Here is a 26,280-nt window from a genome sequence, read left to right on the forward strand (position 1 = left end):
ATGCGATCGAAAACGCCTTCCCTCCTTCCAAGCTTATATTTAGATTTTAATACATTTCTACAATATTTTCAAATATATTTGGATAACAATTTTATTTGCATAATTATTCATTATGATGTATAATTATACGAAAATAGATGTGGGGTGAAATGACTGTGGATTTAAGCGAAATAATTGCTGCGGATAAACGCTATTATATGAATACATTTGGCGAGAGGATGCCGGTAGCTTTTGATCATGGAGAAGGTTGTGTACTATACGATAAAAACAGCAAAGCATACATCGATTTTGTAGCCGGTATAGCCGTTAATGCCTTGGGATATGCGCATCCTGCCCTGATCGATGCTGTAACCGAACAGGCCAAGAAGCTTATACATTGTTCCAGCCTTTATTATATAGAAAGCCAAGCAAAGCTGGCTCAAATACTTGCCGAAAATACATGTGGCGACAGGGTATTTTTTGGCAATAGCGGTGCCGAAGCCAACGAAGGGGCTATAAAGTTGGCTCGAAAGTATTTCTACAATCAAGGACAAGAGCGCTATGAGATAATAACGGCCAAAGCGTCGTTCCATGGCCGCACACTGGCTACATTGGCAGCTACTGGACAGGATAAATATCATAAACCGTTTGAACCGATGCCTGCTGGATTTATAAATATACCGTTTAATGACTTGGAAGCCGTTGAATCGGCTATATCGCCTACAACAGCCGCTATCATGGTAGAACCGGTACAAGGCGAGGGTGGGGTATTTGTGGCCGATAACGGCTATATGAAAGGCCTGCGCAAGCTATGCGACGAGAATGATTTATTGCTAATATTCGATGAGATACAGACTGGTCTTGGCCGCACCGGCAAATTTTTCGCTTATGAGCATTATGGCATAGAACCTGATATATTTACATCGGCCAAAGCGTTGGGCGGCGGTATACCACTGGGTGCTGTAATGGCTAAGGAGCAAGTGGCAGCAGCTTTTGAACCTGGCGATCACGGTTCGACTTTTGGCGGAGGACCTTTAGCATGTGCGGCTGGCATGGCAGTAGTGCAAACTATACTGGATGAACAGCTAAGCGACTATGCTGCCCAAACAGGTCAATACTTCTTCGATTGTTTGAAACAATTACAGGCCGAATATGGTTTTATAACCGATGTACGTGGCAAGGGCCTTATGCTGGGCATGGAGCTCGATCAAAGCATAAACGGTAAGGATATCGTTAAAGCCGCCTTTTGTAACGGTTTCCTTATAAATTGCGCCGGCCATAACACGCTGCGTTTTATACCACCGCTCATAATTACAAAAAATGAAATTGACATGTTGATAGAAATGTTAGATAATATTTTGAAGGCATATTTATAAGGGCTATGATAGCCCTTTATTTTTAAGCCCTGAAAGGAGCGATATCGCATTGGAGAATAAAAAAGCCATACTGGTTTTAGAAGACGGCAGTTATTTTGAAGGCGAGGCCTTCGGTAGGACCGGTCAAGCCCATGGCGAAGTGGTATTTAATACATGCATGACCGGTTACGAGGAGGTTTTGACCGACCCTTCGTATAAAGGACAAATGGTGGTCATGACCTACCCCCTTATAGGCAACTACGGTATGAATGAAGAAGATGTTGAATCCTATAAACCCCATGTAGAGGGTTTTATAATAAAAGAACTGTGCGATTATCCTAGCAACTGGCGCTGCACAATACATCCGGTCCAGTACTTCGAACGTTGGGGCATAATGGGGATCCATCGCGTCGATACTCGCCAGATAACGCAGCACATACGGAATTTTGGCAGCATGTACGGCGTTATATCAACCGAAAGTTTCGACGTCCAAGCGTTAGCCGAAACAGCCAGAAATATCGGCACTGTAAAGCGAGATCTGGTGGATATGGTATCCGTAAAGAAAACCAGGCATATAGAAGGCCCGGGACATCGTGTAGTCGTAATGGATATGGGCATGAAAGAGAATATAGCACGTTCGCTCGTCAAACGCGGATGCGATGTATATGTGGTGCCATGCCATACTTCGGCCAAAGAAATACTGGATCTAAACCCCGAAGGCATATTGATATCCAATGGCCCTGGTGACCCTCAAGATATACCCTATGCTATAGAGACCATACGAAACCTTATCGGCAAAAAGCCTATAATGGGCATATGCCTCGGGCATCAGTTGCTAGGACTGGCGTTAGGTGGCCAGACCTATAAGTTGAAATTCGGCCATCATGGCGGCAATCATCCGGTCAAGGATTTCAACAAAGGTCGCGTATACATCACATCGCAGAATCACAATTATGCCTTGCGCGACGATTTCTGTAAACAAGCCACCGTAACCCATATAAATCTGAACGATAACACCGTTGAGGGTTTTGTGCACAATGAATACCCAATAATAAGCGTACAGTATCATCCCGAAGCCAGCCCCGGTCCACACGATTCAGCCTATATGTTCGACGAGTTCGTGGGCATGATGGCCTGAGCTTATACGTTTTCCCGCTACCGGTTCGGCATATATGTTTTGCTACGCCTGGGAAACTGAACCATAACGTAATCATAGACCGGAGGCTATTCAGCTACCTCACAGGCTTGGTAACTGATTAGCCTCCGGCTCATATGCTTTGGATATCGGTGAAACTAAGGCTCGTTTCGCGAATTTCCACAGCGTCGATAACCTCTCGCTATCTGGTGATTTAAGTGCGATATCGGTTCATTCATGGTTTCGACCGTAAGAACATGAGGCGCTGAATAGTCACTGTTTGGGTTTGGAAGCCAGCCTTACTCCCACATCCTGTTTCTTTCCATCGCTCACAGTTTCTATCTTTACAGTATCGCCTATGTTTTTGCTATATATGGCCCTGCGCAAAGCCAACATGGTATTGACCTGCTTGTCATCTATCGAAAGTATTATGTCGCCTTGCTTTATACCCGCTTTATCTGCCGGGCTGCCTCTGTCAACATCTATGACATACACGCCCTGCTCCAGCTTAGGACCATTCTGTATAAAGTTAGCTATTTCCCTATCATATGCAAATATGCCTATATACGGCGCTGTAAATGTACCGGTGGCAATAACCCTTTCTACTATAGGTTTGGCTATATTTATCGGTATGGCAAAGCCCATACCCTCTGCGGTGGCTACTTTAACCGTGTTTATACCCACTACCTGAGCTTTGGCGTTGATTAAAGGCCCTCCACTGTTACCGGGATTTATAGACGCATCGGTTTGTATAAGGTCCTCCATAAAATTTGTGGCGCCATCAGCCTCTACCTGCAGCGTACGGTCCAAGGCGCTTATTATACCCGATGTAACGGTATGTTGGAACTGCAGGCCCAAAGGCGTTCCTATGGCTATAGCCGGTTCTCCCACTTTTAGCGTATCAGAATCACCAAACGCCGCATTTATATATCCGCTGCCATCTATCTTCACTATCGCGAGATCCAATACCGGATCAGTCCACAATGTTCTGCCTTCCATTGTACGTCCATCGTTTAACACAACGTTTATGCTTTTCGCTTCGCCGCCCGCCACATGATCATTGGTCAATATATAACCGTCGCTATCGACGATAACGCCTGAGCCGACACCTTGTACCATCTGTTGCGCTCTGCCGAACATGTCGGTTTCTGTCACCCTTGTAGTGGATATACCCACCACTGCCGGCGCTGCCTTTCGCACTATAGGGGTTACCCCATCCAAAGCATTATCGTCATCTGCCGATGCTTCTTCCTGAGCTGTGGACTGCGGGCGCTGCACCGGTGACTTATTATACCCCATCCATAGGGTAAATACTATGAAACTGAGCGCTACTGATACCAGCGCTGTAATGAATATAGTCATCCTTTTGCTTTTTAACATGACAAAGCCCTGCCTTTTATCGTATTTTATCATATATAGTTTGCTCTATAATATGGCTTCAATTCTCAGCACGACAAAAAAATCTTTAGCCGTTTTTTTGCAGCTTGACATGATATAACGGCTGGGATAGAATAATAAAGATATTTTTGTTTGTGGGAGGAGTTTATGCCGACTAAATATATATTTATAACTGGCGGCGTGGTATCGTCGCTGGGCAAGGGCATTACCGCTGCCAGTTTGGGCAGATTGCTTAAAAATCGAGGGCTTAATGTAGTAATTCAAAAATTTGATCCATATATAAATATAGACCCCGGTACCATGAGTCCGTATCAGCACGGCGAGGTATTTGTAACCGAAGACGGTGCCGAAACCGATCTGGATCTAGGCCATTATGAGAGATTTATAGACGTCAATCTATCTCATAACAGCAATGTTACAGCCGGCACCATATACTGGACGGTTATAAATAACGAGCGCCGTGGTGACTATCTTGGCGGCACCGTACAGGTCATACCGCATATAACCGACGAGATAAAAGAACGTGTGTACAAGGTAGGCAGAGATAATTCTCCGGACGTGGTTATAACTGAAATCGGCGGTACGGTGGGTGATATAGAAAGCCTGCCTTTTTTAGAAGCTATACGCCAGATTAGGAGCGATATAGGCCATGAAAATTCATTGTTCATACACGTTACACTGGTACCATATCTGGGAAGAACAGGCGAGTTAAAGACCAAACCGACGCAACATAGCGTCAAAGAACTGCGCAGTATAGGCATACAACCCGATATAATCGTATGTCGCTCGGAGAAAGAACTGTCACAGGATTTGAAGGATAAAATAGCCTTATTCTGCAACCTCAAGAGCGATCACGTTATCCAAAACCCCGATTTAGATCATATATACGATGTGCCGCTTTTTTTAGAAAAAGAAGGATTGGCCGATGTGGTTATAAAGGACTTAGGTATAAAATGTCAGCCCTCGGATATGACCGAGTGGCAACATATGGTAAATAAGCTTCATAATTTATCTGATGAAATTACAATAGGTCTAGTGGGTAAATATATCGAACTGCACGATGCATATCTAAGCATAGTGGAATCTTTATGCCACGGCGGCATAGCCAACGGCGTTAAAGTAAATATAAAATGGGTTCATGCCGAATCAGTCGATGACCAAACAGCAAAACAATTGTTGGCGGATGTAGACGGCATATTGGTGCCAGGCGGTTTCGGCGATCGCGGCATAGACGGCAAGATAATAGCCATACAATACGCAAGAGAAAATAAAGTGCCGTACCTCGGCATATGCCTCGGCATGCAGACGGCTGTTGTAGAATTTGCCAGAAATGTTGCGGGATTAAAAGGAGCGCATAGCACAGAATTCGATCCGTCCACGCCATATCCCGTTATAGACCTTATGCCGGAGCAGAAGCAAATAGCTGATAAGGGCGGCACCATGCGCCTAGGGGCCTACCCATGCAACCTGAAAACCGGTACGCTGTCTGCAAAAGCGTACGGGCAGTCTATGATAAGCGAACGCCACAGGCATCGTTATGAATTCAATAATACATTCAGAGAGATACTGCAACAGCACGGCATGGTTATAGCTGGTACGTCGCCGGATAACCGCTTAGTAGAGATAATAGAGCTTAAAGATCACCCCTGGTTCGTAGCCGTACAATTCCATCCCGAGTTTAAATCACGGCCAAATAGAGCCCATCCCCTCTTTAGGGATTTTGTGAAGGCTGCTGTACACAATAGATAGAGGTGTATTGGTTTTGGTATATGTATCAACATTGGCTGGCATACTAGCCGCCATTGCTATCTATCTTTTATATAAACAGCGTCAGTGGAATAAAGAGGTTGAACGGATAGCCCAGGCAGTATCCGAGCACAGAGCTGACCAACCGCTGGAACTGCCTATAAGCAGTTCACAATCCCTGCAGCTCTTAATCTATGCTATAGAACGCTGGCATAAGGATATAGGGCATCGACAGCAGGAAATGTTGGAAAATAACGAAAGGCTTAGGGCAATATTCGCTAATGCCACAGTAGGCTTGATCGCCGTCAATGAGCGCTTACATATCGAGGCCGTCAATCATATGGCTTGCAAAATGTTCGATATAGACGCCGAGGGCGCAAAGGGACGTTATATATTGGAATCTATACGCAATCCACATTTGGAATCACTTGTGCGTTATGTGGTCGTAAATGGCGAACCTTTGTCTTCCGATATAGAGCTTTCGACGGGCAATGAGCTTATACTTAGGGTATCCATATCACCCCTTAAAGTGGATAACCGCGTAAATGGCGCTGTTATATCGCTGGAAGATATTACCGAGTTAAAACGTCTGGATCAGGTTAAGGCTGAACTAGTAGCCAACATGTCGCACGAAATAAAGACGCCTCTCACTTCGATAAAAGGTTTTGCAGAAACATTGTTGGATGGAGCCATGGACGATCGTGAAACATGTAGGCGATTTTTGACTATCATCGACTCAGAAGCCGATCGCATGAGCCGCCTTATAAACGACAGCCTCACCCTGTCGCGCCTAGAAAGTCAGGATCGCAATATCTCTATAGAACCGATCAATTTGCATGAACTCATAGTCAATATACTTGATATGGTGGATTCCTCGGCTAAAACCAAAAATATTGATGTAACATTTTATGATCAGGCCACCGACATGAAAATAGACGGCAATGAAGACAGGATGCACCAGCTCATGCTCAACCTCATAGACAATGCTATCAAGTATACTCCCTCGGGCGGAAAGGTAACAATAACGATTAAAGATGAAGGCGAAGACGCTTTTATAAGTGTAAAAGACACCGGCATAGGCATAGCAAAAGAGCATATGCCAAGACTGTTCGAGCGTTTCTATCGCGTGGATAAAGGCCGTTCCCGCAACATGGGAGGCACTGGCCTCGGTCTAGCAATAGTCAAGCATGTGGTAATGTCCATGAATGGTACCATAGATGTGAATAGTGAGCTAGGCAGGGGTACCGAATTTATAGTACGCCTGCCCAAGCACTATTCTGCACATCCATCCGATCCAGTTGCCGATTAGTTATTGTTGTCATCCGGGGGCAGATCAAACGGCTGGGGTGGATTTTGTTCATCATCTATTGGCTGTATGTTTACCGTCCCATCCTCTATAGGCTGCAAATCGGTATTCCCAGGACGGAAGTTATGATATATTATGAATAGATATGCCATTAAAACTGCAGATAAATAAGAGTTTATAAGAGTCCCTAGTATGCTCATATAATTGACTACAGAAATATCCTTAATAGAATTGCCCGTAATGACGGCATAGAGATAATTTGCTCCCAAATTTATACCAATTATTATCGCATTTATAAGTAATACAGCACCGATCAGGCTCCAAAAATGATGTGAAACCGCTTTTGCACCCCTTCGCAGCCCTTCGAATACCCCTACATCGTCTATGACCATGGCCGGCTGCCATAACATAATGAATATAGCCCCTATGAGCACACCTATAGCTATCACCACTATAGCTATTACTCCACCTATACCTATATTAGCAGCTTGTTCCATTGCTGCCGGATCATTTACCAAATTAGCAAATGCCGAGCCGGCAAGCAAGGCCACCAATATAATACTTATTACTACTGTTACCGCTATGACCATAGCTGCAAGAAGCAATAATTGTCCGACAAAACGCCAGAAATACCGCTTTATGCCCTGTATAAAGCTTGAAACCCCAGCCTGCCCGTTCAATAAGGCCTGTTTTATCATACCGGCCTGACCCGTTTGCATTAATAAGATTACTATGACCATAACCAATCCGTATAAAGCCAATGACCCCATTATATCGCCCATCATTTCAATAGCTACATTTGGGTCAACTACTGTACTGATATTGCTCACACTCTGCATATACTCGTTAGATATAAAAAGCGATATAAGCCCTGTTACTAACACCGGTACTATCAATACGAGATTTTTGGAAACCAATCTAAAGGCCTTTTTTAAATACATTAACAAACCCCTTCCCATTGTTTTGTATTAGACAACAATTATAATTGCTGCCTATATATATTATATATGGTAAAAACCTATTTGGCAATAATCAGCAAAGGCGTTCAGGCGCATCTATATTTAATATATATAATCCATTGGCCAACACTACGCGTGCAGCCTCTAATAAACCCAATCGTGCGTACATAAGGTCGTTATTATTTATACGCACACGGCATTCATCGTAAAACTTATGAAATAGATCAGCAACATCCACGAGATAATCAGTTAAAATGGCCGGCTGCCTGCACTGAGCTGCCAGTCTTACTTTATGAGGCAAATCAGGCAAGCAGCGCATTAACGCCTGCTCGGCAGGATGGCGCAACATAGAAAAATCTATCTCCTCGGGCGGCATCAATGCCAATCTGTTCGGATCCATATGCCTCAATATGCTGCAAATGCGCGCATATGCATATTGTACCTCAAAAAGGCTATCGTCGTCTTCCTTATCTCTCGAACTGCTGAGCAAGAAACGCAGCGCATCCCTGCCAATATTCTCTAATAAGTGGCTATAATCTGGAGATACCAAATATTCCATATGCTCGAGTTCACATCCCAAACAGATCATAGCCTCGCGCACCGTTTCAAATGTATCGGCCGATGCTCTATCCCCTATTTCTATTATCAGGTCATACCCTTCTTTGAATATCTTCCTTCGATAATAGGCCATACGCATAGCAATATTTGTAAATCTGCCTTCTTTTAGAATCAATGCACCATGCGTATCTGTCGTAAACCACATATCATCACCTTCATGCCTTACATAACCCATAATATCCAGTTCTTCTATAGTTTCTTGCAAGTCTGAATCATACAACTGTTGCTCGTAAAACCATGATGAAAGCACTACGCCATACAGTCTCAAGTTAACTATCTCATCATTAATCTCTCGCATACTCTTATGACTATTCACATAACACTCCCTTAAGACCTCATATCCTGCCGTCTCTAATATATTGGCAACGCAATCCCCCCATACGATAGAATACATATCTATATCTGGAAAACCTATTAAAACCTTACGGTTGTCGCCTATGTCCACCCTACCGTATTCATCTCTTTCCTTTAATATCAATGTCAGCACATCGTAGAACCATTTCGGTTTTAGAAATATATTTATAAAACCGGAGCCTGCTATTTCCATACGGTCTATGTATGTGCCAGATATATCGGCATGCTCCAGCAAGGTTCGCGCTATATAATCAGAAGGCCTGGCCGTTAGCCGCACCATTTCTATAGGCATATTTGTGTAAAAATCCCCGTATTTTATATCGCGAGTCTTATTCACTTTTACCTCGTATGCATTTCGACATGTTATACTTCCATCGGATCGAGCAGCAGTTAAAGCCCTGTTCAGCACTGCTATTATCTGTTCGGTTATATACTGTATAGGGTCTGCCATCGTCAATACCTTTCTATATCTATCTTACTGGCACATGATATATGGCACTCAAGGAAGCTGCTGCCTATCTTCTTGAATCTCTCCCCATCATCGCTGGCAAAATAACGGTATCGAGGATGTTTAGCCCCATCGTTCAATATATCCATTTGCAGCAAAGTGCGCTTCAATATTAAAGCTGTTTTCTCGGCCGGATTTATTAACTTCACACCTGTCCCCACGGCCCTTCTTATGGTATTCGCCATCAACGGGTAATGCGTACAGCCCATAAGCAGTGTATCTATGCCCGTGTCTTCAAAAAAAGACAGGTACTCGCGTGCAGCCATATATGCTATCTCACTGTCCTGCAATCCCTCTTCGACCAAAGGCACGAATAAAGGGCATGGCTTTGCAAACGTTTCTATGCTATCATCCAACAGCTTTATAGCCCTCTCATAAGCACCGCTATTTATGGTGCCCTCGGTACCTATGACACCTATGCGCTTATTTTTTGTGGCATGAACCGCTGCTATGGCACCGCCTTCTATTACGCCGAGTATCGGCACATCGAATTGTTGTTGTGCGACCTCCAGACTAATAGCGCTGGCAGTATTGCAGGCCAACACAACCGCCTTTATTCCCTGGCTCATAAGAAATCGCACTGACTGTAATGTGAATTTTATAACCGTATCGCGTGAGCGCGTGCCATAAGGCACGCGTGCCGTATCGCCGAAATATACTATATCCTCCGCAGGCAATTGTTTCATGATCTCTTTTACCACAGTCAATCCACCTACGCCTGAATCAAAAACACCTATAGGTCTGTTATCCAATTTAATATTCCCTTCTCTTAGAATAGTTGTTTAATAACCTGAGCGCTGCAGTCGATATCGCTCAAAAGCCAGCTCGATAAGACGGTCTATCAATTTATCGTAAGGCAGGCTGCTGGCATCCCATAATTTAGGATACATGCTTATTTTAGTAAAACCCGGTATGGTATTCACTTCGTTAAGGTATATTGTATTATCGCTTTTTTTAACCAAGAAATCCACGCGAGCCATGCCGGCGCAATCCAAAGCCCTATAAGCCTCGACGGCCATCCTGCGTACCTCTTCCATGACATCAATAGGTAAATCGGCAGGTATAACCAATCCGGACTTGCCTTCATCAAAATATTTGGCATTATAATCATAAAATTCATTGCACGGTACGATCTGGCCTACAGTTGACGCCTCCGGATAATCGTTGCCGAGCACAGCACATTCTATTTCATGCCCGTCGATAAATTCCTCCACAAGTATCTTACGGTCGTATTTACCCGCTAATTCTATAGCCTCCATCAGTTCATCCCGGTTATGAGCTTTGGTAATACCCACGCTGGAACCCATATTGGCAGGTTTAACGAAACATGGATAACCCAACTTTGTCTCAGCTACTGATACAAATACCTTAGGGGTGACCTTAAAATGTTCATAAATAGTGCTGGTATACTCAGCCACTCTTAATCCATGGCGTAAAAACACTTCCTTGGAGAGTACCTTGTCCATGGCCAGCGACGATGCCAACACGCCGCAACCCACATATGGAATATCGGCCAATTCCAATAGCCCCTGTACTGTACCATCCTCTCCATGAGGCCCATGCAACACAGGAAATACAGCATCCACGGGTATAAAAGTGCAGTCGCGCTTTATATCTATAAATCCCTTATATGATGGATCCGGTGCGAGCACAACAGGCCGAGCTGATATTTGCCATCTATTTTCTTCTATATCTTCTAAAGCGCCTTCATATAACATCCAGCGCCCTTCTTTCGTTATGCCTATCATAATCGGCTCGTATTTATCTTTATCCATATTGCGAAGTACAGATACGGCCGACATAAGCGACACCTCATGCTCCCCCGAACGGCCGCCGAATAACACCGCTATCTTCTTCTTATTCAAATCGCTTCCCCTTTCTATAACTTATATAACATCATTATTGTACCACATTACAATGATATTTTCCTAATGGCATTTAAGAACCTTCGATTCGTAATATAGTAAGTTTAGCGCATGCAATGATATAAAGCCTACACCCGCTACACGCTTGACATATATACCTCGCTACGGCTGTGAAGCTGGACCACTACGCAATCAAAGATTGCTGTGGTCCTACGCTTCAAAAGCCCGCTCGGCATATATGTCAAGCCTTATGCCACGTAATGATTGCGTACTTACAATTCGTTTCGCTTGAGCAAGCTAACGCCGGCAATTCGCTACGCGATAGCCTAAAGCCTTCGCAGGACAAGAACGCTTCTTGTACGCTTAGCTGCTCCCGGCTTCAGGCTATTTGCTTACGCGGCTGGTCGGGCATACATGCCCGACCTACGCTTGCTCTGCGCTGCACTCATTGAGTACGTCTACGCAATATTTCAAGGCGCTCTCCGGCTTTATATCATTTGCATCGCTTTATATCCCCATTTAAGTCATATATTACGAATCGCAGTCAAGAACCAATATAATTTGCTATTTATCATTTTTAGATATAAAATTATATAAGAAATCATTACGGAGGAAATAAACATGTACGTGTCAAAGAGACATTTATTTCTGATAAATATAACACTTTTCTTAGCAATAGTATTAGTGTCAAGCGGATGTGATGCGCAATCGAAACCTGAAAAAATCGCACAGCATTTTTTATCTTTGTGGCAAAATCAGCAGTATGCCGATATGTATGAGCTGTTGACCACTGATGCCAAGGTATCTGTTGATAAGCAAGCCTTTGTAGAACGGTATAAAAATATTTTCAACGGAATTGGCCTGCAGTCTATGGAATACAAAATAGATACTCCGTCTATCTCATACGCCGACAAAAATACAGCATTGATTCCAGTGGATATTACATTCCAAACCTCTACAGTAGGCAGTATGGCTTTTTCATATAAGATACAATTAAGTAGAAATAATAAAATATGGGGTATAGAATGGGATTCAACCCTAATACTACCTAAATTGGCTGCAAATTATAAGGTGAAGGTATCGCGGCAACAGCCTGAACGAGGCATTATTTTTGACAGAAATGGCACGCCTCTGGCCACACAGGGCGAAGTACTATCTATAGGAGTGGTAACCGGTAAAATAAAAGATGAGTCGTTCTTACAGCAACAATTATCACAGTTACTGTTCATGCAGCCTGAAGAAATAAAAGCTAAATATACTCAGTCATGGGTCAAGCCGGACTTATTTGTACCCATACGTTTGCTCCCTGCCGATACATCGGATGATATAAAGCAAAAATTATTAACTATACCGGGCGTCATGATATCTAAAGCAACAGATCGCGTCTATCCATATAAATCAGCTATGGCCCAATTAATAGGATACGTTGGTGATGTCTCGCAGGAAGAGCTGGCTAAACCGGAAAATAAAGGACTCAAAGCAGGTGACAAAATAGGCAAAAGTGGCCTGGAAGCTGCTTTTAACAAGGTATTATCAGGTATCCCCGGATTTACTATAAGCATTGTGGATGAACAAGGAAATGAAAAATACAAAGTCGGCCAACGCTCTAAACAAAATGCATCTGATATATATACGACTATAGACATAGAACTTCAGCAACAATTAGAAAAAGCCATGGCTGACAAAAAAGGTGCTGCAGTAATAATGAAACCTAAAAGCGGAGAAATTTTAGCCATAACCAGCCACCCCAATTTTGATCCCAATATGTTTTCTCTGGGTATGAGCTCTGAGCAATGGAAAACTATAAACGAAGATCCTCAAAAGCCACTGCTTAATCGGGCCATACGTTCATCATACCCTCCTGGTTCTACTTTTAAGCCTATAACAGCTGTGGCAGGTTTAGATAGCGGTATCATCGACCCTAATGAAACTATAGATACCTCATTGGGCAAATGGCAGGCATCAAGCTTATGGGGTAATTATTATGTAACTCGTGTGGAAAGGCCCGGTAAACCAGCCATCAATATGCACGATGCCATGATATGGTCAGATAATATATATTTCGCGCAAATAGCGCTAAGGATGGGTAAAAATACAATACTGGATTATGCTAAACGATTTGGTTTTGGCCAAAGCATACCGTTTCCTTTATCTGTAACTAAGCCGGTATTATCGTCCGATGGCAATATAAAAGACGATATATCATTAGCTGACTCAGGTTATGGACAGGGAGAGATTATAACAACGCCTTTGCATATGTCCATGGTATATTCAGCTTTTGCCAACGGTGGTATGTTGCCTAAACCTCTGATAGTATCACGGATACAGGATGAAGACGGTAACATTATAGAACAGAACTCCCCTGCTGTATGGCTATCTACCGGCATTAAACCTCAAACTTTATCAACTATTACGCTATTCCTCCAAGACGTTATAGAGCAACCGACCGGCACCGGACATGCAGCTAAATTGTCAGGCGTATCATTGGCCGGCAAAACAGGTACGGCTGAGATCAGCAGCGACAAGAGCAAGCCTCCTATCGGGTGGTTTATCTCCTATGGACCGACCGACAATCCTCAAGCCGTAATAGCTGTAAGCATAGAAGATGCTTCTTCAGGCAGTCATGACGCCTTACCAGTAGCAAAAACGCTATGGCAATATATTCTAAATGATAACGGTTGACCTATCCGTAAAAATGCCTTGCAAATAAGGCTAAACAGGAGTAAAGTATATGGAGTAAAGTACATATGGAAATCTTTGAAATCGGTGAGGAGGAGTTTTTTATGTCGGATACTGTTATTGCTGCCCAATTATATACTGTTCGGGAGTTTACTAAGACCTCTGAGGATATAGCTAAGACCATGAAGAAGGTACGGGAAATAGGTTATAAAGCTGTACAACTTTCTGCTCTAGGTCCTATCGATGTGAACGAGCTCAAAAAGATACTCGATGCAGAGGGCCTTACGGCCTGTGCTTCTCACGTATCTTTAGAAGAAGCCCGTAATCAAACAGACAAAGTCATAGAGGAACATAAGATACTTGGCTGCAAATATGTAGCCATAGCAGCATTGCCGAGTGATTACCGCAGTGCGGAAGGATATAATCGATTTGCAAAGGAAGCTGCTGAGATCGGAAAGAAGTTTGCCGCTGCAGGGCTGGTACTCGGCTATCATAATCACAGCTTTGAACTGGAAAAATTCGATGGCAAGACTGGCTTGGATATAATCTATGGGGAGAGCGATCCCCAGTATTTAACCGGCGAAATAGATACTTATTGGATACAGCATGGTGGTGCCGAGCCGGCAGCCTGGATAAGAAAGCTCAAAGGCCGCATGCCTCTGGTCCACTTCAAGGATATGGGCATCGTAAACGGGCAACAAGCCATGTTTGAGGTGGGAGAAGGCAATCTCAATTGGCCTTCCATATTGGATGCCTGTAAAGAAACAGGCGTGCTATGGTACATAGTGGAACAGGATATATGCAGGCGTGATCCGTTCGAAAGCTTGACTATAAGCTTGCGTAACATGCAGGCGATGGGCCTTAAATAATATATTTGGCCGATGTGACATCACATCGGCCGCTTCTTTATATGGGTTTAAAGGTACGGTACCTGCTTTCCCTTCCTTTGAGATATTTTTCCGCATCTAAGTCCATTTCTGCAAATCGCTTCCATTCCTGCGCACGTTCTTTATTACCCATAAATTACTATCCCCTCTTGCCCTATTTGATGTTCAATCGTTGGAGCAGCTTTGCGCTGTTTATCCAAACTGCCAGCACCTCATATTACTGCCATAATTTCTTCTTCGGTCAGCCCATAATTATTTTAACACATCTCATTGCACCTAGACCATCAACTATCGATTGCCCTATATCGGCCATACACTGCCTCTTTATTTTATCCTCCGTCAACATCTTTATAACATGCTTCATATCGGCTAGGTCCGCCCTATCTCCCCATCCCAGGTTCACTGCACAACCAGCTTTGGCCATACCCTCCGCTCCTGCCACCTGGTTATCGGCCTGTATCAAAGTTATGGCGGGTACACCACATGCAGCCAATTCATACAGCGTTGAACCTGCAGCTGATATAGCCAGATCTGCTTTAAACATGAGCTCAGCCATATCATCCACATCGTACAAAAGATTTACATTGGACGTACGCGAAACTTCCATTTCAACAGCATCTTTGTCATTAGAAGCTGCTCCCATCACGACATCAATAGCTATATCACCCCCTATTCCCCGCAATGCCCTTAAGATTTTCGCAGTAAGGCCCATTAAATCGCTACCGCCCATGGTAATCAGTATGCGCTCCACATTATCATTCACACATCGCTTTGGCAGGTTACGGAATTCCTGGCGCATAAGCAAATACTGCGGTCCAAGTAAAAACTTCGTATTGCCATATAGCGATCTGTACTCCATATCCGGCGCATATATATTGCCGTTTATCACTATATCAGATGGAAAGGTAAAGCAGTTCAAGTCATCTATGGTTAGAAGCTCATCGACCATCTTTTTTGTCTCTATCAGATAAGCCTGGTCTGCTCCATAGTGATCTACTACCAACGCATCTATAGCATATTGATGTATTATCTTGCTTAATTGTTCTAATTCATTATTAAGAGCATCATGGCTTTCTATCGGTATAACGTTAATACCACTGCCTAAACGCATCTTCAGCACAGCTTCTACGCTCGAATCATGCCGCGTTATAAAGCATACGTTGCAGCCTTTATCCCGCAGCGCTTGAGCCAAAGCCATGCAGCGCATGATATGCCCCATGCCTATATTATATCCGCCGTCAGCACGAATAGCTATGTTCATAAGAGTCATCCTTATATTAGATCCGCTGATGTATGGAAGCATTAATAGCAAGCAATGATGGATTTTTATCAAGAAAATTCACTATATCAGCTGCTCGTATAAAGCTATCCGGTTTATAAATGTTTTCAAATATAGATACCACTAATTTAAAATCTTCCATCGTATCTACGCAAAACCGGTATTGCGGCCGCGTTAAGTGAGGTGGCGCTTTTTTACAGCATATTGAAAAATATTGCGGCTGCCTGTACATTATCAGCGTAACATGTTCCCTATATTTGCCGTTACCGCCGGCTCGCTCATTAGCACGCTTTAATGCTTCAAAAGTGAAAATTTCTGCATCCAAACCTCGCGGATACGTATCCGGTACATCTAAGCGCATGTAATCGCAATTGCATTGTTTAAATTCCGTTATCAGTTGATCAACTATGTATGGATCTATAAGGGGACAATCACCCGTTACGCGCACAATTATGTCTCCATGAAATCTTTGCGAGGCTTGTACATATCGGCTGAGCACATCATTTTCGCTGCCGGCACAAGCGTCTATATCATATTGCTGTGCTACATCAAGCAGTATTCTATCATCTTCTTTCGCAGAAGTTGCTAACACTATACCATCCAAATGCTTACATTTTTTTAAACGCTCGATGACGTGAGCTATCACCGGTTTGCCGCAAATATCCATCATTACCTTGCCGGGCAAACGTTCAGAACCCATACGCGCCTGTATAACGCATAAGACTTTCGCTTTGTTTTTATTCATACCTTTCACCTTTTATATCTTATCCCACGTAATCGGGTCATTTTTCTTTATATCCATTTTGGCTGCCCTACCTATTACTATATCAATGTATTTAGGTTTAAGGCCGATACCAGGTCGCAATATGGCAAGCATATCAGCAGTTATAACCGTTCCATTGGGTATATCCACTTTAGCAAAGATACTTCTTCTCCCGCGCCTATAGTGTATCTCTTCACTGGGAGTATGCTTTTTTATAGGTCTGCCTATTGCGGATTCAATCTGGCGTATCCCTGTTACCATATCGCTAAGTTCATCCGGCTCTATAGCAAAACGGTGATCTGGTCCTTTCAAATTTCTGTCCAATGTAAAGTGCTTTTCTATGACACAGGCTCCTCTGGCTACAGCAGCTAATGGCACGCTTATGCTGAGCGTATGATCGGAATAACCCACCGGCACTTGAAATGCCTGTCGCATCGTATCCATAGCAGCCAGATTAACCTCATCATAAGGCATCGGATAGCTTATACCGCAGTGCAGCAGTATTACTTGATCATTGCCTTGGCTATATATTGCTTCCAACGCTTCTTCTATTTCTCCAAGATCAGCCATACCCGTCGACAAAATTACCGGTTTCCCCTTCTTTGCTATATATTTTAAAAATGGTAAATCCACCATTTCAAAGGAGGCGACTTTATATGCCTCTACGCCAAGAGTCTCCAATTCATCCACAGCATCATAATCAAAAGGAGTAGATAAAAATATTATGCCCTTCTCATCAGCATATAGCTTTAGTTCGGCCTGCCATTGCCTAGGCAATTCCAGTCCCTTATACAATTGGTAGAGCGTAGGCACTCCCTGGTACTCATCTCCCAATTTTACCACATCATCGTCCGTATCCGCAGCTATTTTTTCTGCGGTAAACGTTTGAAACTTAACGGCGTCTGCCCCGGCATTCGCAGCAATGTCTATGAGTTTCTTCGCCTGCTGCAAATCTCCATCGTGATTGCTGCCAGCTTCAGCTATCACAAATGTTGGTTGTTCGGACCCGATTGTCTTATCGCCCATTTTTATAATATTCATTATATCCTATCCTTTCTCATCTGAGCATATTGTATATTTCCATCAAATTGCTTACCGTTTCTTCAGCCTCATGCTGTTCGTCAATAAAATAACCACTATACTCGCCATACCCTCTATTAATGCGCATAGTATGCCAACCGAGCTTCTTGGCTGCTATAAAGTCCTTATTAGGATTATCGCCTATATATAAGCAATTACACGGGTTCACGCTCAGCTTTTCAGTTATGAATTTATAAGGCAATTCACTGGGTTTAACCCAAGCCTCGCCATATTCATCCGTTACTAATATTATATCAAAATAACGCGCTAAATCGAGCGCTTTTATTTTATTCCGCTGCACAGTTGCCAGTCCATCCGTAATGACACCGAGTACATAATTGCCATAAACCCTATTTATAAATTGAACGGCGTCATCATATAAATCGATAATGGGTTCATGGTTTCTATATACATCTACCATAACAGATACCAGAGATAGGTCTATGTTGTTTCTCCCCAGATATTTATCGAAAACAAACGCCCTTCCGTAGCTGTCCAAAATATGCTTCATTTCACAAAAGGCCTCGCAGCTATCAATGCCGTATATGGATAAATAATCGGCTGCAGCTTTAAGGCCGCTTAATACAAACTGTCTTTCGGGATACAACGTGTCATCGAGATCACATACGATGCACTTTATATTACTTAGCTTTTTCATAAAAGTTCATCGCCTTTTTTATAAATCGAATTTATATAACGTAATATATATAGATTATCCTGAAAATCGCCTATACGTGGATTTATTTTTTCTCCCGATAACATCTTCGCCAGAAGATCGGGATAGTTCACTCCTGCTTCAATTGCAAGAGGTACGCCACCTCCAAAGCGCGGATTTATTTCAATGAAAAATATATTGTCGTTTTTATCTATTATACACTGTATGGTTAAAGGCCCTATAGCTTTTAATTTTTCCGCCACTTCAGTCGTCGCCTTGATTATCCGCCAATCCTTCACCGTACGTCCCTTGCTTATCTCTCCATCCTTTACTTCTATGCGCTCCCTCGGCACAGTGGATATGACTTGCCCTTCCATATCGCACAGTACGTCCACTGTATATTCCGTGCCATCTATAAATTCTTGAACAATAGGGCATGGCACATATTCTATAAAAAACCGCAATTGACGCTCATCTGTTATCCTGTAAGCATAACGACTTCCCATACCATTTCTCGGCTTTATAAAGAGCGGAAATTCGGTTTTTCTATATTCGATTTCTTCAGGTAGTATTGTAGCAGGTGTATTTACCCCATTTTGCTGAAAAAATAAAAAAGTATTATATTTGTCCTGACATATACTTATTACTTCCTCTGACGAAAGCAACAATCGGCAACCAGCATCCTCGAATCGCCGTCTATTTTGCAGCAATACATTGAACTCTCCCTCGTGAAGCGGAATCAACAATGATACCCCTTCATTTCGACATATATCTAATAAAACATCCACATAACCAGCATCATTAAAATTTGGCACTTTGAAAAATTTATGGCACATATATGCTGCGGGTGCTAAAGCGGATACATCAACGCCTATGACATATATACCATCCTTATTGGTAAAAAATCGGATTAACTCTGTTCTTCTACCCACCGATGAAAATAATACTATCAAATCACTCATCCCTTTGTTCATGGACACTTTTTGCATATATTAGGTATTTCTCCCCTGCTCATCTGTTCTCTAAAAAGATTATAATTTTCGCCATACCATATAGAAGAAAAACTGTCCGTGTAAATATTTCCAAAATTAACCAATAAAGGGTCCATTCGCAAACAACAAGGAGTAACGTATCCGTCATATGTTATATATACGCCCCTTTTAGGCCACCAGCATGATGGAGCTTTAGCTTGTGAGTCAGAAAACGAATAATTAATGTTGTCTTTTTTACAGTAATCCTTGATAAATCCGCTCGCATATGATTCTAAAGATTCATCTGCGATTTTCATATTATTAATTTCTTCAGCTTGGGCTTTATATTTGTCAGTAACACAATCGATGCCAATAGTATCTGCTGCATATACAAATCTGATTTTGTTTACTTCTAAGCTTTTACCGAAATCAATTATACCTTTAATTTCATTTATATTATACTTTGTTAGAACAGTAGTTAAAGATATAGCAGTACTAACAGCTAAACTTTTCTTTTTGTTGTATAATAAGTTTACATTATCTATGACTAAATCAAAATTAGCTCCTCCACGAAGATATTCGAAGCTCTCTTTGGTAACTGCATCCAATGATATTACTATCTCATCGAAAACATTTAAAAATCTATTCAGATCGATTTTATTAAATAATGTTGCATTAGTTACCGTACGAACAACTATACCATTGCTTTTAATAAATTCAGCCATATCAAGGAGGGTTGGGGCCAATAGCGGTTCTCCCAATCCAATCAAACTTATATCATTAAGAGTAGGTATTTCCTTAAGTATATGTTTAAGTTGCTCGATTCCCATATAACCTCTTCGTTCCTTAGATAACAACTTATTTACACAGCTTTTACAATTAAGGTTGCAGACTGTCGTAGGCTCAATATGTGCATGTTTCACTGGTAATTTTTCTTCCATTTAGTTTATACTCCTTTATTCTTAAATATCCCCTTTTACAGCATCAATCACGTATTCTACGTCTTCGTCGCTCATCTTCGGGTAGAGCGGTATGGTTATTATCCTCTCATATAGGTTTTCCGCGTTTTGGCACAGGCCTTTGCGATAGCCCATCCGCCTGTAATACGGGTGATAGTATACGGGTATATAATGCACGTTTACGCCTATGCCCCTTTGTTGCAAGGCTATATATGCTTTTTTTCTGCTCATACCGAGATACTCGGGTTTTAGCTGCAATATATACAGATGCCATGCCGATTGCGCCTCTTTGATCTGGTATGGCGTTATAATCCATTCCATATCGGCGAAGGCTTTGTCATATCTGTCGGCAATTTCTCTTCTCCTGCTTAGGAATCTGTCTATTTTCTTCAACTGGCTGATGCCAAGGGCTGCTTGTATGTCGGTCATGCGATAGTTATAGCCGAGGAATTGTTGTTCGTAATACCATGGCCCGTCGTCATGTTCTAATATTTCTCTGTCCCTCGTTATGCCGTGGTTTCGGAATTGTATGAGTTTTTTATACAGGTTCTCATCGTCGGTGGTTATCATGCCGCCTTCGCCTGTAGTAATGTGTTTGACCGGATGAAAGCTGAAGCATGTCATATCGGATATCCCGCCTATTTTTTTGCTTTTGTATGTGGCGCCTAATGCATGTGCGGCATCTTCTATGACGATTAGATGATGTTCTTTTGCTATATCGTTTATGGCGTCCATATCGCAGGGCTGGCCTGTAAAGTGTACAGGTATTATGGCTTTTGTTTTTGGTGTTATGTGCTTTTCTATTTCTTTTGGATCGATATTGTATGTATGTGGGTCTATGTCGGCAAATACGGGGCGCCCTCCGCAATAGATTATGCAGTTGGCCGAAGCGGCAAATGTCATAGGCGTGGTTATAACCTCGTCGCCTTCTTTTATGCCTGCGGCAAAGCATGCGGCGTGCAAGGCCGCCGTGCCGCTGGATACGGCAACGGCGTATCTGGCTCCTACGTATTGGGCGAATGCTTGTTCAAATTCGTTTATTTTGGGTCCGGTGGTAAGGTAGTCGCTTTTTAATGTTTCCGACACGGCTTGCATGTCGTCGTCTTCTATCCACTGTGTGGCATATGGTATATGTTTTACATTTGTTTTTTTATCCATTGTCTTGTCCTCTCTATGCCTTTTTCCAACGTAATCTCCGGCTGCCAGTCGAGGAGCTTTTTTGCTTTTGTGTAGTCGCATAAGAGTTTTTGTATCTCGCTTTGCGGGTGTATATGCGGTACATGTTTTATGCGTTTTTTATCCGGGCATATAATTGCAGCCAAATCGTTTACGGATATATCCCTGCCTGTGCCGGCGTTTATGATATGGCCGTTTGCTTTGTCGGAGTATCCTGTCTGCACCACGAATCGTGCGCAGTCTTCGACATAGAGCAGATCCCTTGTCTGGGTACCGTCTCCGTATATGTTCAGCGTTTGGTTTTCCAGGTCGCGTTTTATGAATATGGCTACCACTCCGCCTTCTCCGCTGCTTTTTTGAAACGGGCCGTATGTGTTGAACGGTCGTATCACTGTTGTCGGCAGGTTATAGGCATACCAGTATGATAGCACCATATTTTCTCCGGCTATTTTGGCTCCGGCATATGGTGAGGCGGGTTTTGTGGGATGGTGTTCATCTATTGCTTTGCCGGATGATGCGTTGGCTTTGTCGTACACCATGCACGTGCTCATGAAGACCATCTTTGTATGGTGTTTGCGGCACTGTTCTAGTATGTTGAAGGTACCCACCGCGTCGTTATGGAATGTGGCGGCAGGGTCGTCTATGCTGTCCTGCACGTTTATGCTGGCGGCCAAGTGGTAGCATATATCAAAAGGCTGCTGAAATATATCTTCCAACAGCTTTGTATCTTTTATATCGCCTTCTGCAAAGGCTTTCAGGTGGTTATCGCCGGCGAATTCTGCTATATTGTTTCTTGATCCGTTGGACAGGTTATCCAGTATCCATACGTCATGGCCGTCTTCTAAGAGGCGTTTGGCCACCCAGCGGCCTATGAACCCGGCCCCTCCTGTCAATAGTACGTTCATATAAGTTCCTCCTGCTGCAATAGTCGGTATAGTTCTTCTTTGGTTAAGGGCTTTTTGTTTTCTGAGGAATAATCTTTGCTATAAACCTTCACGACGCCGTCATAATGCGTGCCGTTGTCGTGTGTAACCGGCGGTATGATGAACATACCCTCTGTTTCCCATGCCCTTTCGGCTTCTGCCTCGCTCATAAGCTCTTCGTACATCTTTTCACCCGGTCTCAAACCGGTTACCTCTGTTTTTATATCATCTGCCGGCACAGCCAGTTTACTGCTTTCAGTTTCTATTATAACGCTTGCCAGATCGCTTAGCAACACCGTCGGCATCTTGAGCACGAATATCTCGCCGCCCATGGCCATGGACGCGGCTTTGAGCGTCAGATCGACTGCCTGAGACAGGCTCATCATAAAGCGCGTCATGTCGGTATGGGTCAATGTAATGTGCCGCTGCTGTGCTATCTGCTGCTGAAATAATGGTATGACCGACCCGCGTGAGCCCATGACGTTGCCGAAACGCACTGCGCAAAATATAGGCCTGTCGCCGCCTTTATGGTAATCGGCGGCGGATATAAGCCTCTCGGCAAGGAGTTTTGTGGCACCCATGGTATTGGTAGGGCTTACGGCTTTGTCGCTGCTGGTGTATATTACGCGTTCGACGCCGTTTTCTATGGCTGTTTCTATGACGTTCTGTGTGCCCAGCACATTGGTCTTAACCGCCTCGAAAGGGTTGTATTCGCATGCGGGTACGTGCTTTAACGCGGCGGCATCGAAGACTATGTCTATTCCTTTCATTGCCCGATAAAGACGTTCTTTATCGCGCACATCGCCCAAAAGATAGCGGACGTTTGTATATGCGGCAAGCTCCTGTTGCATGACGAACTGTTTGTACTCATCGCGGCTGAATATGCGGACAACGTGAGGATTATGCTCTTTGAGAAGCTTTTTTACTATGCCGTCGCCTATGGTACCTGTGCCACCGATTACAAGAATACTTTTGTTATCAAAGATCGACTGCATATGATTCATCATTCTCTTTCATTTGTTTTATCTTACGTATGCAATTCTCCAGATGCGGTAAGCTATGCTTTATTGCGGTCTCCAATCCCTCATACAACACTTTGGAACGGTTGGCTATGCGCATGCCCATCTCGATTTCTTTTTCATCTTCTTTCGGATTAAAACCCTCCATCACCTTAAATGTTATCAATTCGGAAATCGACGATATAAGTGCCAAATGTTCCTTTTTTCCTTTTATCCTGTCGTCTATCTCGTCCAACCGCTTCAATATACGGTTTACATCATTATTAGCTCCGTATCTATATACATCAAGCAGTTTCTCAGACAGCCTAACCCCATTCCTGCTCCAGCGTTTTATATCCCTCAACGCAGTTAATCCTTCTCCCAATTCATCGATTATCTGCAACAGTTTCTCCTGCGATAAAGATTCATGCTCTGTTATCAACTCATTTATTTTACAGGTTGTTTCTATATCTTCATTGCAATATTGGTCTATGGCGTCCCTGAAAGTCATTATCTTTGTGCCATGGATTTTGGCGCCGCCTTCGGTAGCGTCTATAATCGTGACATCATCGTCAAGACCCATGATAGTATTTTCAAACCATGTCAGAAACGATAGAAAAGATGAACTGGTCGGTACCAACTGCCCGTCAATTCCGTCAACATATTTATACTTTTTCCCATCAATTTGAATCCGATCTTTTTCATAAGTAGTCCCGTCAGCATGTGTCCTGCCATCATCAGAATACGCTAAGTCCTGGCCTATCAATATGATAGGATTGGCCTTCATATTTGTTGCCAGGCTGAACGCTACATTGGCCACCGACGGGCCGGACATAATCATGCCTATTTGCGTATCTAATTTTTCCTGCAGCCATAAACTCATCGGATCAAATATACCCATGATAAACCGCGGCCCTACCCATTCCTCTACTATGCCCGGGTGGAGCGTAAAGCTATATATGAGCGGGATATTACATCTTATATCCTTAAAATGCACATAATTTGGATATCCTCCGTCTACCGATATGACCGCGTGCGGCATAATATCATGCTTTAACAAAGCCTTTAACGCCGTACCAACGCATAGTATAAAGGCTTTATCTTTTATCTCTTTGAGTAGGTGAATATTCTTATTGAGCGACGGTCCCGCCGACACTATTACCACAGGTCGCCCTGAAAATTTATGCATTAGCTGACTTACAGGTATGCTCTGCAGCGCATACGGCAAATTGGCGAAGAAATTATCCTGCCATTGGGCAGCAAAATGCAAGAGCGTGTTGCGGTTTATGACTTTTGCATTTATTACATCCCTTATAGCATCGGTAAAATCTTTATAATGCCGGTTGAATATGCGACTGTACGGACCAAAGTCTATAAATATGCAGTGCTCCATTTTATTATATGGTATATATTGGGATAATAAGAATGTTATACCTTTTTGATCATCAGCTACGGAGATAAAAACGCGTTCATCGTCCAATAACTGCCTTACACGATCCGTTTCAATCGCATGAAGAAATATATTTGCCGAAGGCTCTACTATAAGCAAACGGTTTTCACCACCCATATGCATGAGAAGTTGCTCGAGATGATATCCCAAGCCCAAACCATACACTATAACCACACTGTCCGGCTCTAGGTTGACATTATCAGCCCAGCGTTCAGCCTCTTTTATAGGGTCATATGAGCTGTGTATAAATATCTTTTTGCTTTCGCTTTCATATTGAAGCGTATCGCCGCCCAGTTTAGCCGGCAATATATTCAATCTATAACCATCATCTTGCGATGTATCTTTCAATTTTGTATATATCTTAGGATATTTTTCTTTTAACCATTGGCCAATATCCATCGGCTATTATCCTCTCAAACATATCTTTATATTATTCAGCCACTGCATCAAAGTCGGCTTTATCTCATAAGCCAGGACGTCACAGATCAGCGTATAATCGCGATTCTTCAATGCCTCGGCCATGGCTTCCAAAGGCTCGCCCAACGCATGCGGATCAATGCTCGTACTGCCACTCCAAAAAGGCATAGTAAGGTTTATAGCATCGTTCACCCATTCAAGACCATCTAATACAGCATCGAATAAAGCCATGGCCTGCTTTTCACTGCCAGCTTGCAATCTATCGACCAACTCATCTACACCCTCTATCAGCCTAGGCAGGTACTCTATAGTTTGTTCCAATGTATCGTTCATTAAATGCTTCTGTTCGTCCATGTTCATTTGCCTTTCTTAAAAAATAGGACCCCTTAATATTTTTCTTCCTTATATCTTCATATCTTCTTATCGAATAAAATCCCTATAAATTTCTCAATCCGCGCTTCTATATCCAAAAGTATTTGAGGCGGTATCTCAGCAACAACCTTATTCGACCCTTTCTCTATCACCTGCACCATAAGTTTGCCTGTTTCTTCGTGTACCGTAAACTTCAAGCTCCTGTTCAGCATCGATATGGCTTTATTCATATCCTCAATGCCTTTTTCCACTTCTTGCCTGGTCAATTTCCAAGGCGCGCCCCTCTCCCCCATACTATCGCTTTGACTATCCGCAATGCGCACATCTTCCGCAGGTAAGCCTCCGGAAGGCGGCCAAACACTTGAATTGCCTGACACTGCCATGATATCGTTCACCAGTTATCACCTTCCTTTTTAAAAGAGCCGGCCGATAGCCGGCCGGCTCCTAT

The 26,280-nt window shown here is 43.1% G+C and carries 23 protein-coding genes; 6 read left to right on the forward strand and 17 right to left on the reverse strand.

What is annotated here, in order from left to right:
- Positions 1 to 155: 155 nt before the first annotated feature.
- Positions 156 to 1,355, forward strand: coding sequence for an aspartate aminotransferase family protein (locus MAHAU_RS07750; protein WP_041644471.1), 1,200 nt, complete (start codon positions 156 to 158; stop codon positions 1,353 to 1,355).
- Positions 1,356 to 1,404: 49 nt separating this feature from the next.
- A complete protein-coding gene (gene carA / locus MAHAU_RS07755; RefSeq protein WP_013781169.1) occupies positions 1,405 to 2,472 on the forward strand; it encodes a glutamine-hydrolyzing carbamoyl-phosphate synthase small subunit in 1,068 nt (355 codons plus the stop codon).
- 270 nt (positions 2,473 to 2,742) lie between these two features.
- On the opposite strand, the gene MAHAU_RS07760 is transcribed toward carA, so the two are convergent.
- Entirely contained in the window at positions 2,743 to 3,849 is a 1,107-nt protein-coding gene (locus MAHAU_RS07760) for a S1C family serine protease (protein ID WP_041644472.1), read from the reverse strand.
- 165 nt (positions 3,850 to 4,014) lie between these two features.
- Between MAHAU_RS07760 and MAHAU_RS07765 the strand changes: the two genes are divergently transcribed.
- A complete protein-coding gene (locus MAHAU_RS07765; protein WP_013781171.1) occupies positions 4,015 to 5,616 on the forward strand; it encodes a CTP synthase in 1,602 nt (533 codons plus the stop codon).
- 13 nt (positions 5,617 to 5,629) lie between these two features.
- Positions 5,630 to 6,922 carry a two-component system histidine kinase PnpS gene (gene pnpS, locus MAHAU_RS07770; RefSeq protein ID WP_013781172.1) on the forward strand — a complete coding sequence of 431 codons (1,293 nt, stop codon included), beginning with the start codon at positions 5,630 to 5,632 and terminating at the stop codon, positions 6,920 to 6,922.
- On the opposite strand, the gene MAHAU_RS07775 is transcribed toward pnpS, so the two are convergent.
- From MAHAU_RS07775 to MAHAU_RS07790, 4 genes are all read right to left on the reverse strand, one after another.
- Positions 6,919 to 7,860: a DUF7847 domain-containing protein gene (locus MAHAU_RS07775; RefSeq protein ID WP_013781173.1), complete on the reverse strand. Its 942-nt coding sequence runs from the start codon at positions 7,858 to 7,860 to the stop codon at positions 6,919 to 6,921. The two genes, pnpS and MAHAU_RS07775, sit on opposite strands and share 4 nt — an antisense overlap.
- A gap of 91 nt (positions 7,861 to 7,951) precedes the next feature.
- Complete coding sequence (locus MAHAU_RS07780) at positions 7,952 to 9,301, reverse strand: DALR anticodon-binding domain-containing protein (protein ID WP_013781174.1); 1,350 nt, start codon at positions 9,299 to 9,301, stop codon at positions 7,952 to 7,954.
- Positions 9,302 to 9,303: 2 nt separating this feature from the next.
- Complete coding sequence (gene murI / locus MAHAU_RS07785; RefSeq protein WP_013781175.1) at positions 9,304 to 10,110, reverse strand: glutamate racemase; 807 nt, start codon at positions 10,108 to 10,110, stop codon at positions 9,304 to 9,306.
- Between the two features lie 30 nt (positions 10,111 to 10,140).
- Positions 10,141 to 11,160: a D-alanine--D-alanine ligase family protein gene (locus MAHAU_RS07790; protein ID WP_483466650.1), complete on the reverse strand. Its 1,020-nt coding sequence runs from the start codon at positions 11,158 to 11,160 to the stop codon at positions 10,141 to 10,143.
- 684 nt (positions 11,161 to 11,844) lie between these two features.
- Between MAHAU_RS07790 and MAHAU_RS07795 the strand changes: the two genes are divergently transcribed.
- Positions 11,845 to 13,905, forward strand: coding sequence for a penicillin-binding transpeptidase domain-containing protein (locus MAHAU_RS07795; RefSeq protein ID WP_013781177.1), 2,061 nt, complete (start codon positions 11,845 to 11,847; stop codon positions 13,903 to 13,905).
- A 101-nt stretch (positions 13,906 to 14,006) separates the two neighbouring features.
- The gene (locus tag MAHAU_RS07800; protein WP_041643966.1) at positions 14,007 to 14,771 is read left to right on the forward strand and encodes a sugar phosphate isomerase/epimerase family protein; all 765 of its coding nucleotides are present in this window, start codon (positions 14,007 to 14,009) and stop codon (positions 14,769 to 14,771) included.
- A gap of 259 nt (positions 14,772 to 15,030) precedes the next feature.
- Here MAHAU_RS07800 and pseG read toward each other — a convergent pair whose 3' ends face one another.
- Genes pseG through MAHAU_RS15035 form a run of 12 tightly spaced genes read right to left on the reverse strand, consistent with a single transcriptional unit; the run spans position 15,031 to position 26,227 of the window.
- On the reverse strand, positions 15,031 to 16,050 hold the full coding sequence (pseG, locus tag MAHAU_RS07805) for a UDP-2,4-diacetamido-2,4,6-trideoxy-beta-L-altropyranose hydrolase (protein WP_013781180.1): 1,020 nt from the start codon (positions 16,048 to 16,050) through the stop codon (positions 15,031 to 15,033).
- Between the two features lie 16 nt (positions 16,051 to 16,066).
- On the reverse strand, positions 16,067 to 16,813 hold the full coding sequence (locus MAHAU_RS07810; RefSeq protein ID WP_013781181.1) for a cytidylyltransferase domain-containing protein: 747 nt from the start codon (positions 16,811 to 16,813) through the stop codon (positions 16,067 to 16,069).
- 12 nt (positions 16,814 to 16,825) lie between these two features.
- Positions 16,826 to 17,872: a pseudaminic acid synthase gene (pseI, locus tag MAHAU_RS07815; protein ID WP_013781182.1), complete on the reverse strand. Its 1,047-nt coding sequence runs from the start codon at positions 17,870 to 17,872 to the stop codon at positions 16,826 to 16,828.
- Between the two features lie 16 nt (positions 17,873 to 17,888).
- The gene (locus MAHAU_RS07820) at positions 17,889 to 18,569 is read right to left on the reverse strand and encodes an HAD family hydrolase (RefSeq protein ID WP_013781183.1); all 681 of its coding nucleotides are present in this window, start codon (positions 18,567 to 18,569) and stop codon (positions 17,889 to 17,891) included.
- Positions 18,566 to 19,555, reverse strand: coding sequence for an ATP-grasp domain-containing protein (locus MAHAU_RS07825; protein ID WP_013781184.1), 990 nt, complete (start codon positions 19,553 to 19,555; stop codon positions 18,566 to 18,568). The genes MAHAU_RS07820 and MAHAU_RS07825 overlap by 4 nt, the downstream gene beginning before the upstream one ends.
- Positions 19,537 to 20,478 carry a radical SAM protein gene (locus MAHAU_RS07830; RefSeq protein ID WP_013781185.1) on the reverse strand — a complete coding sequence of 314 codons (942 nt, stop codon included), beginning with the start codon at positions 20,476 to 20,478 and terminating at the stop codon, positions 19,537 to 19,539. Before MAHAU_RS07830 ends, MAHAU_RS07825 begins: the two co-directional genes overlap by 19 nt.
- 21 nt (positions 20,479 to 20,499) lie before the next feature.
- A complete protein-coding gene (pseC, locus tag MAHAU_RS07835; protein ID WP_013781186.1) occupies positions 20,500 to 21,654 on the reverse strand; it encodes a UDP-4-amino-4,6-dideoxy-N-acetyl-beta-L-altrosamine transaminase in 1,155 nt (384 codons plus the stop codon).
- On the reverse strand, positions 21,633 to 22,577 hold the full coding sequence (locus tag MAHAU_RS07840; protein WP_013781187.1) for a dTDP-glucose 4,6-dehydratase: 945 nt from the start codon (positions 22,575 to 22,577) through the stop codon (positions 21,633 to 21,635). Before MAHAU_RS07840 ends, pseC begins: the two co-directional genes overlap by 22 nt.
- The gene (locus tag MAHAU_RS07845) at positions 22,574 to 23,590 is read right to left on the reverse strand and encodes a polysaccharide biosynthesis protein (RefSeq protein WP_013781188.1); all 1,017 of its coding nucleotides are present in this window, start codon (positions 23,588 to 23,590) and stop codon (positions 22,574 to 22,576) included. Before MAHAU_RS07845 ends, MAHAU_RS07840 begins: the two co-directional genes overlap by 4 nt.
- A complete protein-coding gene (locus tag MAHAU_RS07850) occupies positions 23,574 to 25,442 on the reverse strand; it encodes a motility associated factor glycosyltransferase family protein (RefSeq protein ID WP_013781189.1) in 1,869 nt (622 codons plus the stop codon). The genes MAHAU_RS07845 and MAHAU_RS07850 overlap by 17 nt, the downstream gene beginning before the upstream one ends.
- A 6-nt stretch (positions 25,443 to 25,448) precedes the next feature.
- Entirely contained in the window at positions 25,449 to 25,814 is a 366-nt protein-coding gene (locus tag MAHAU_RS07855; RefSeq protein ID WP_013781190.1) for a DUF8042 domain-containing protein, read from the reverse strand.
- A 56-nt stretch (positions 25,815 to 25,870) separates the two neighbouring features.
- Positions 25,871 to 26,227 (reverse strand): flagellar protein FlaG, encoded by a 357-nt coding sequence (locus tag MAHAU_RS15035; protein ID WP_013781191.1) that lies wholly within the window; start codon positions 26,225 to 26,227, stop codon positions 25,871 to 25,873.
- Positions 26,228 to 26,280: the final 53 nt, after the last annotated feature.

Origin of the sequence: Mahella australiensis 50-1 BON (genome assembly GCF_000213255.1) — a bacterium.
Classification (GTDB): domain Bacteria; phylum Bacillota; class Clostridia; order Mahellales; family Mahellaceae; genus Mahella; species Mahella australiensis.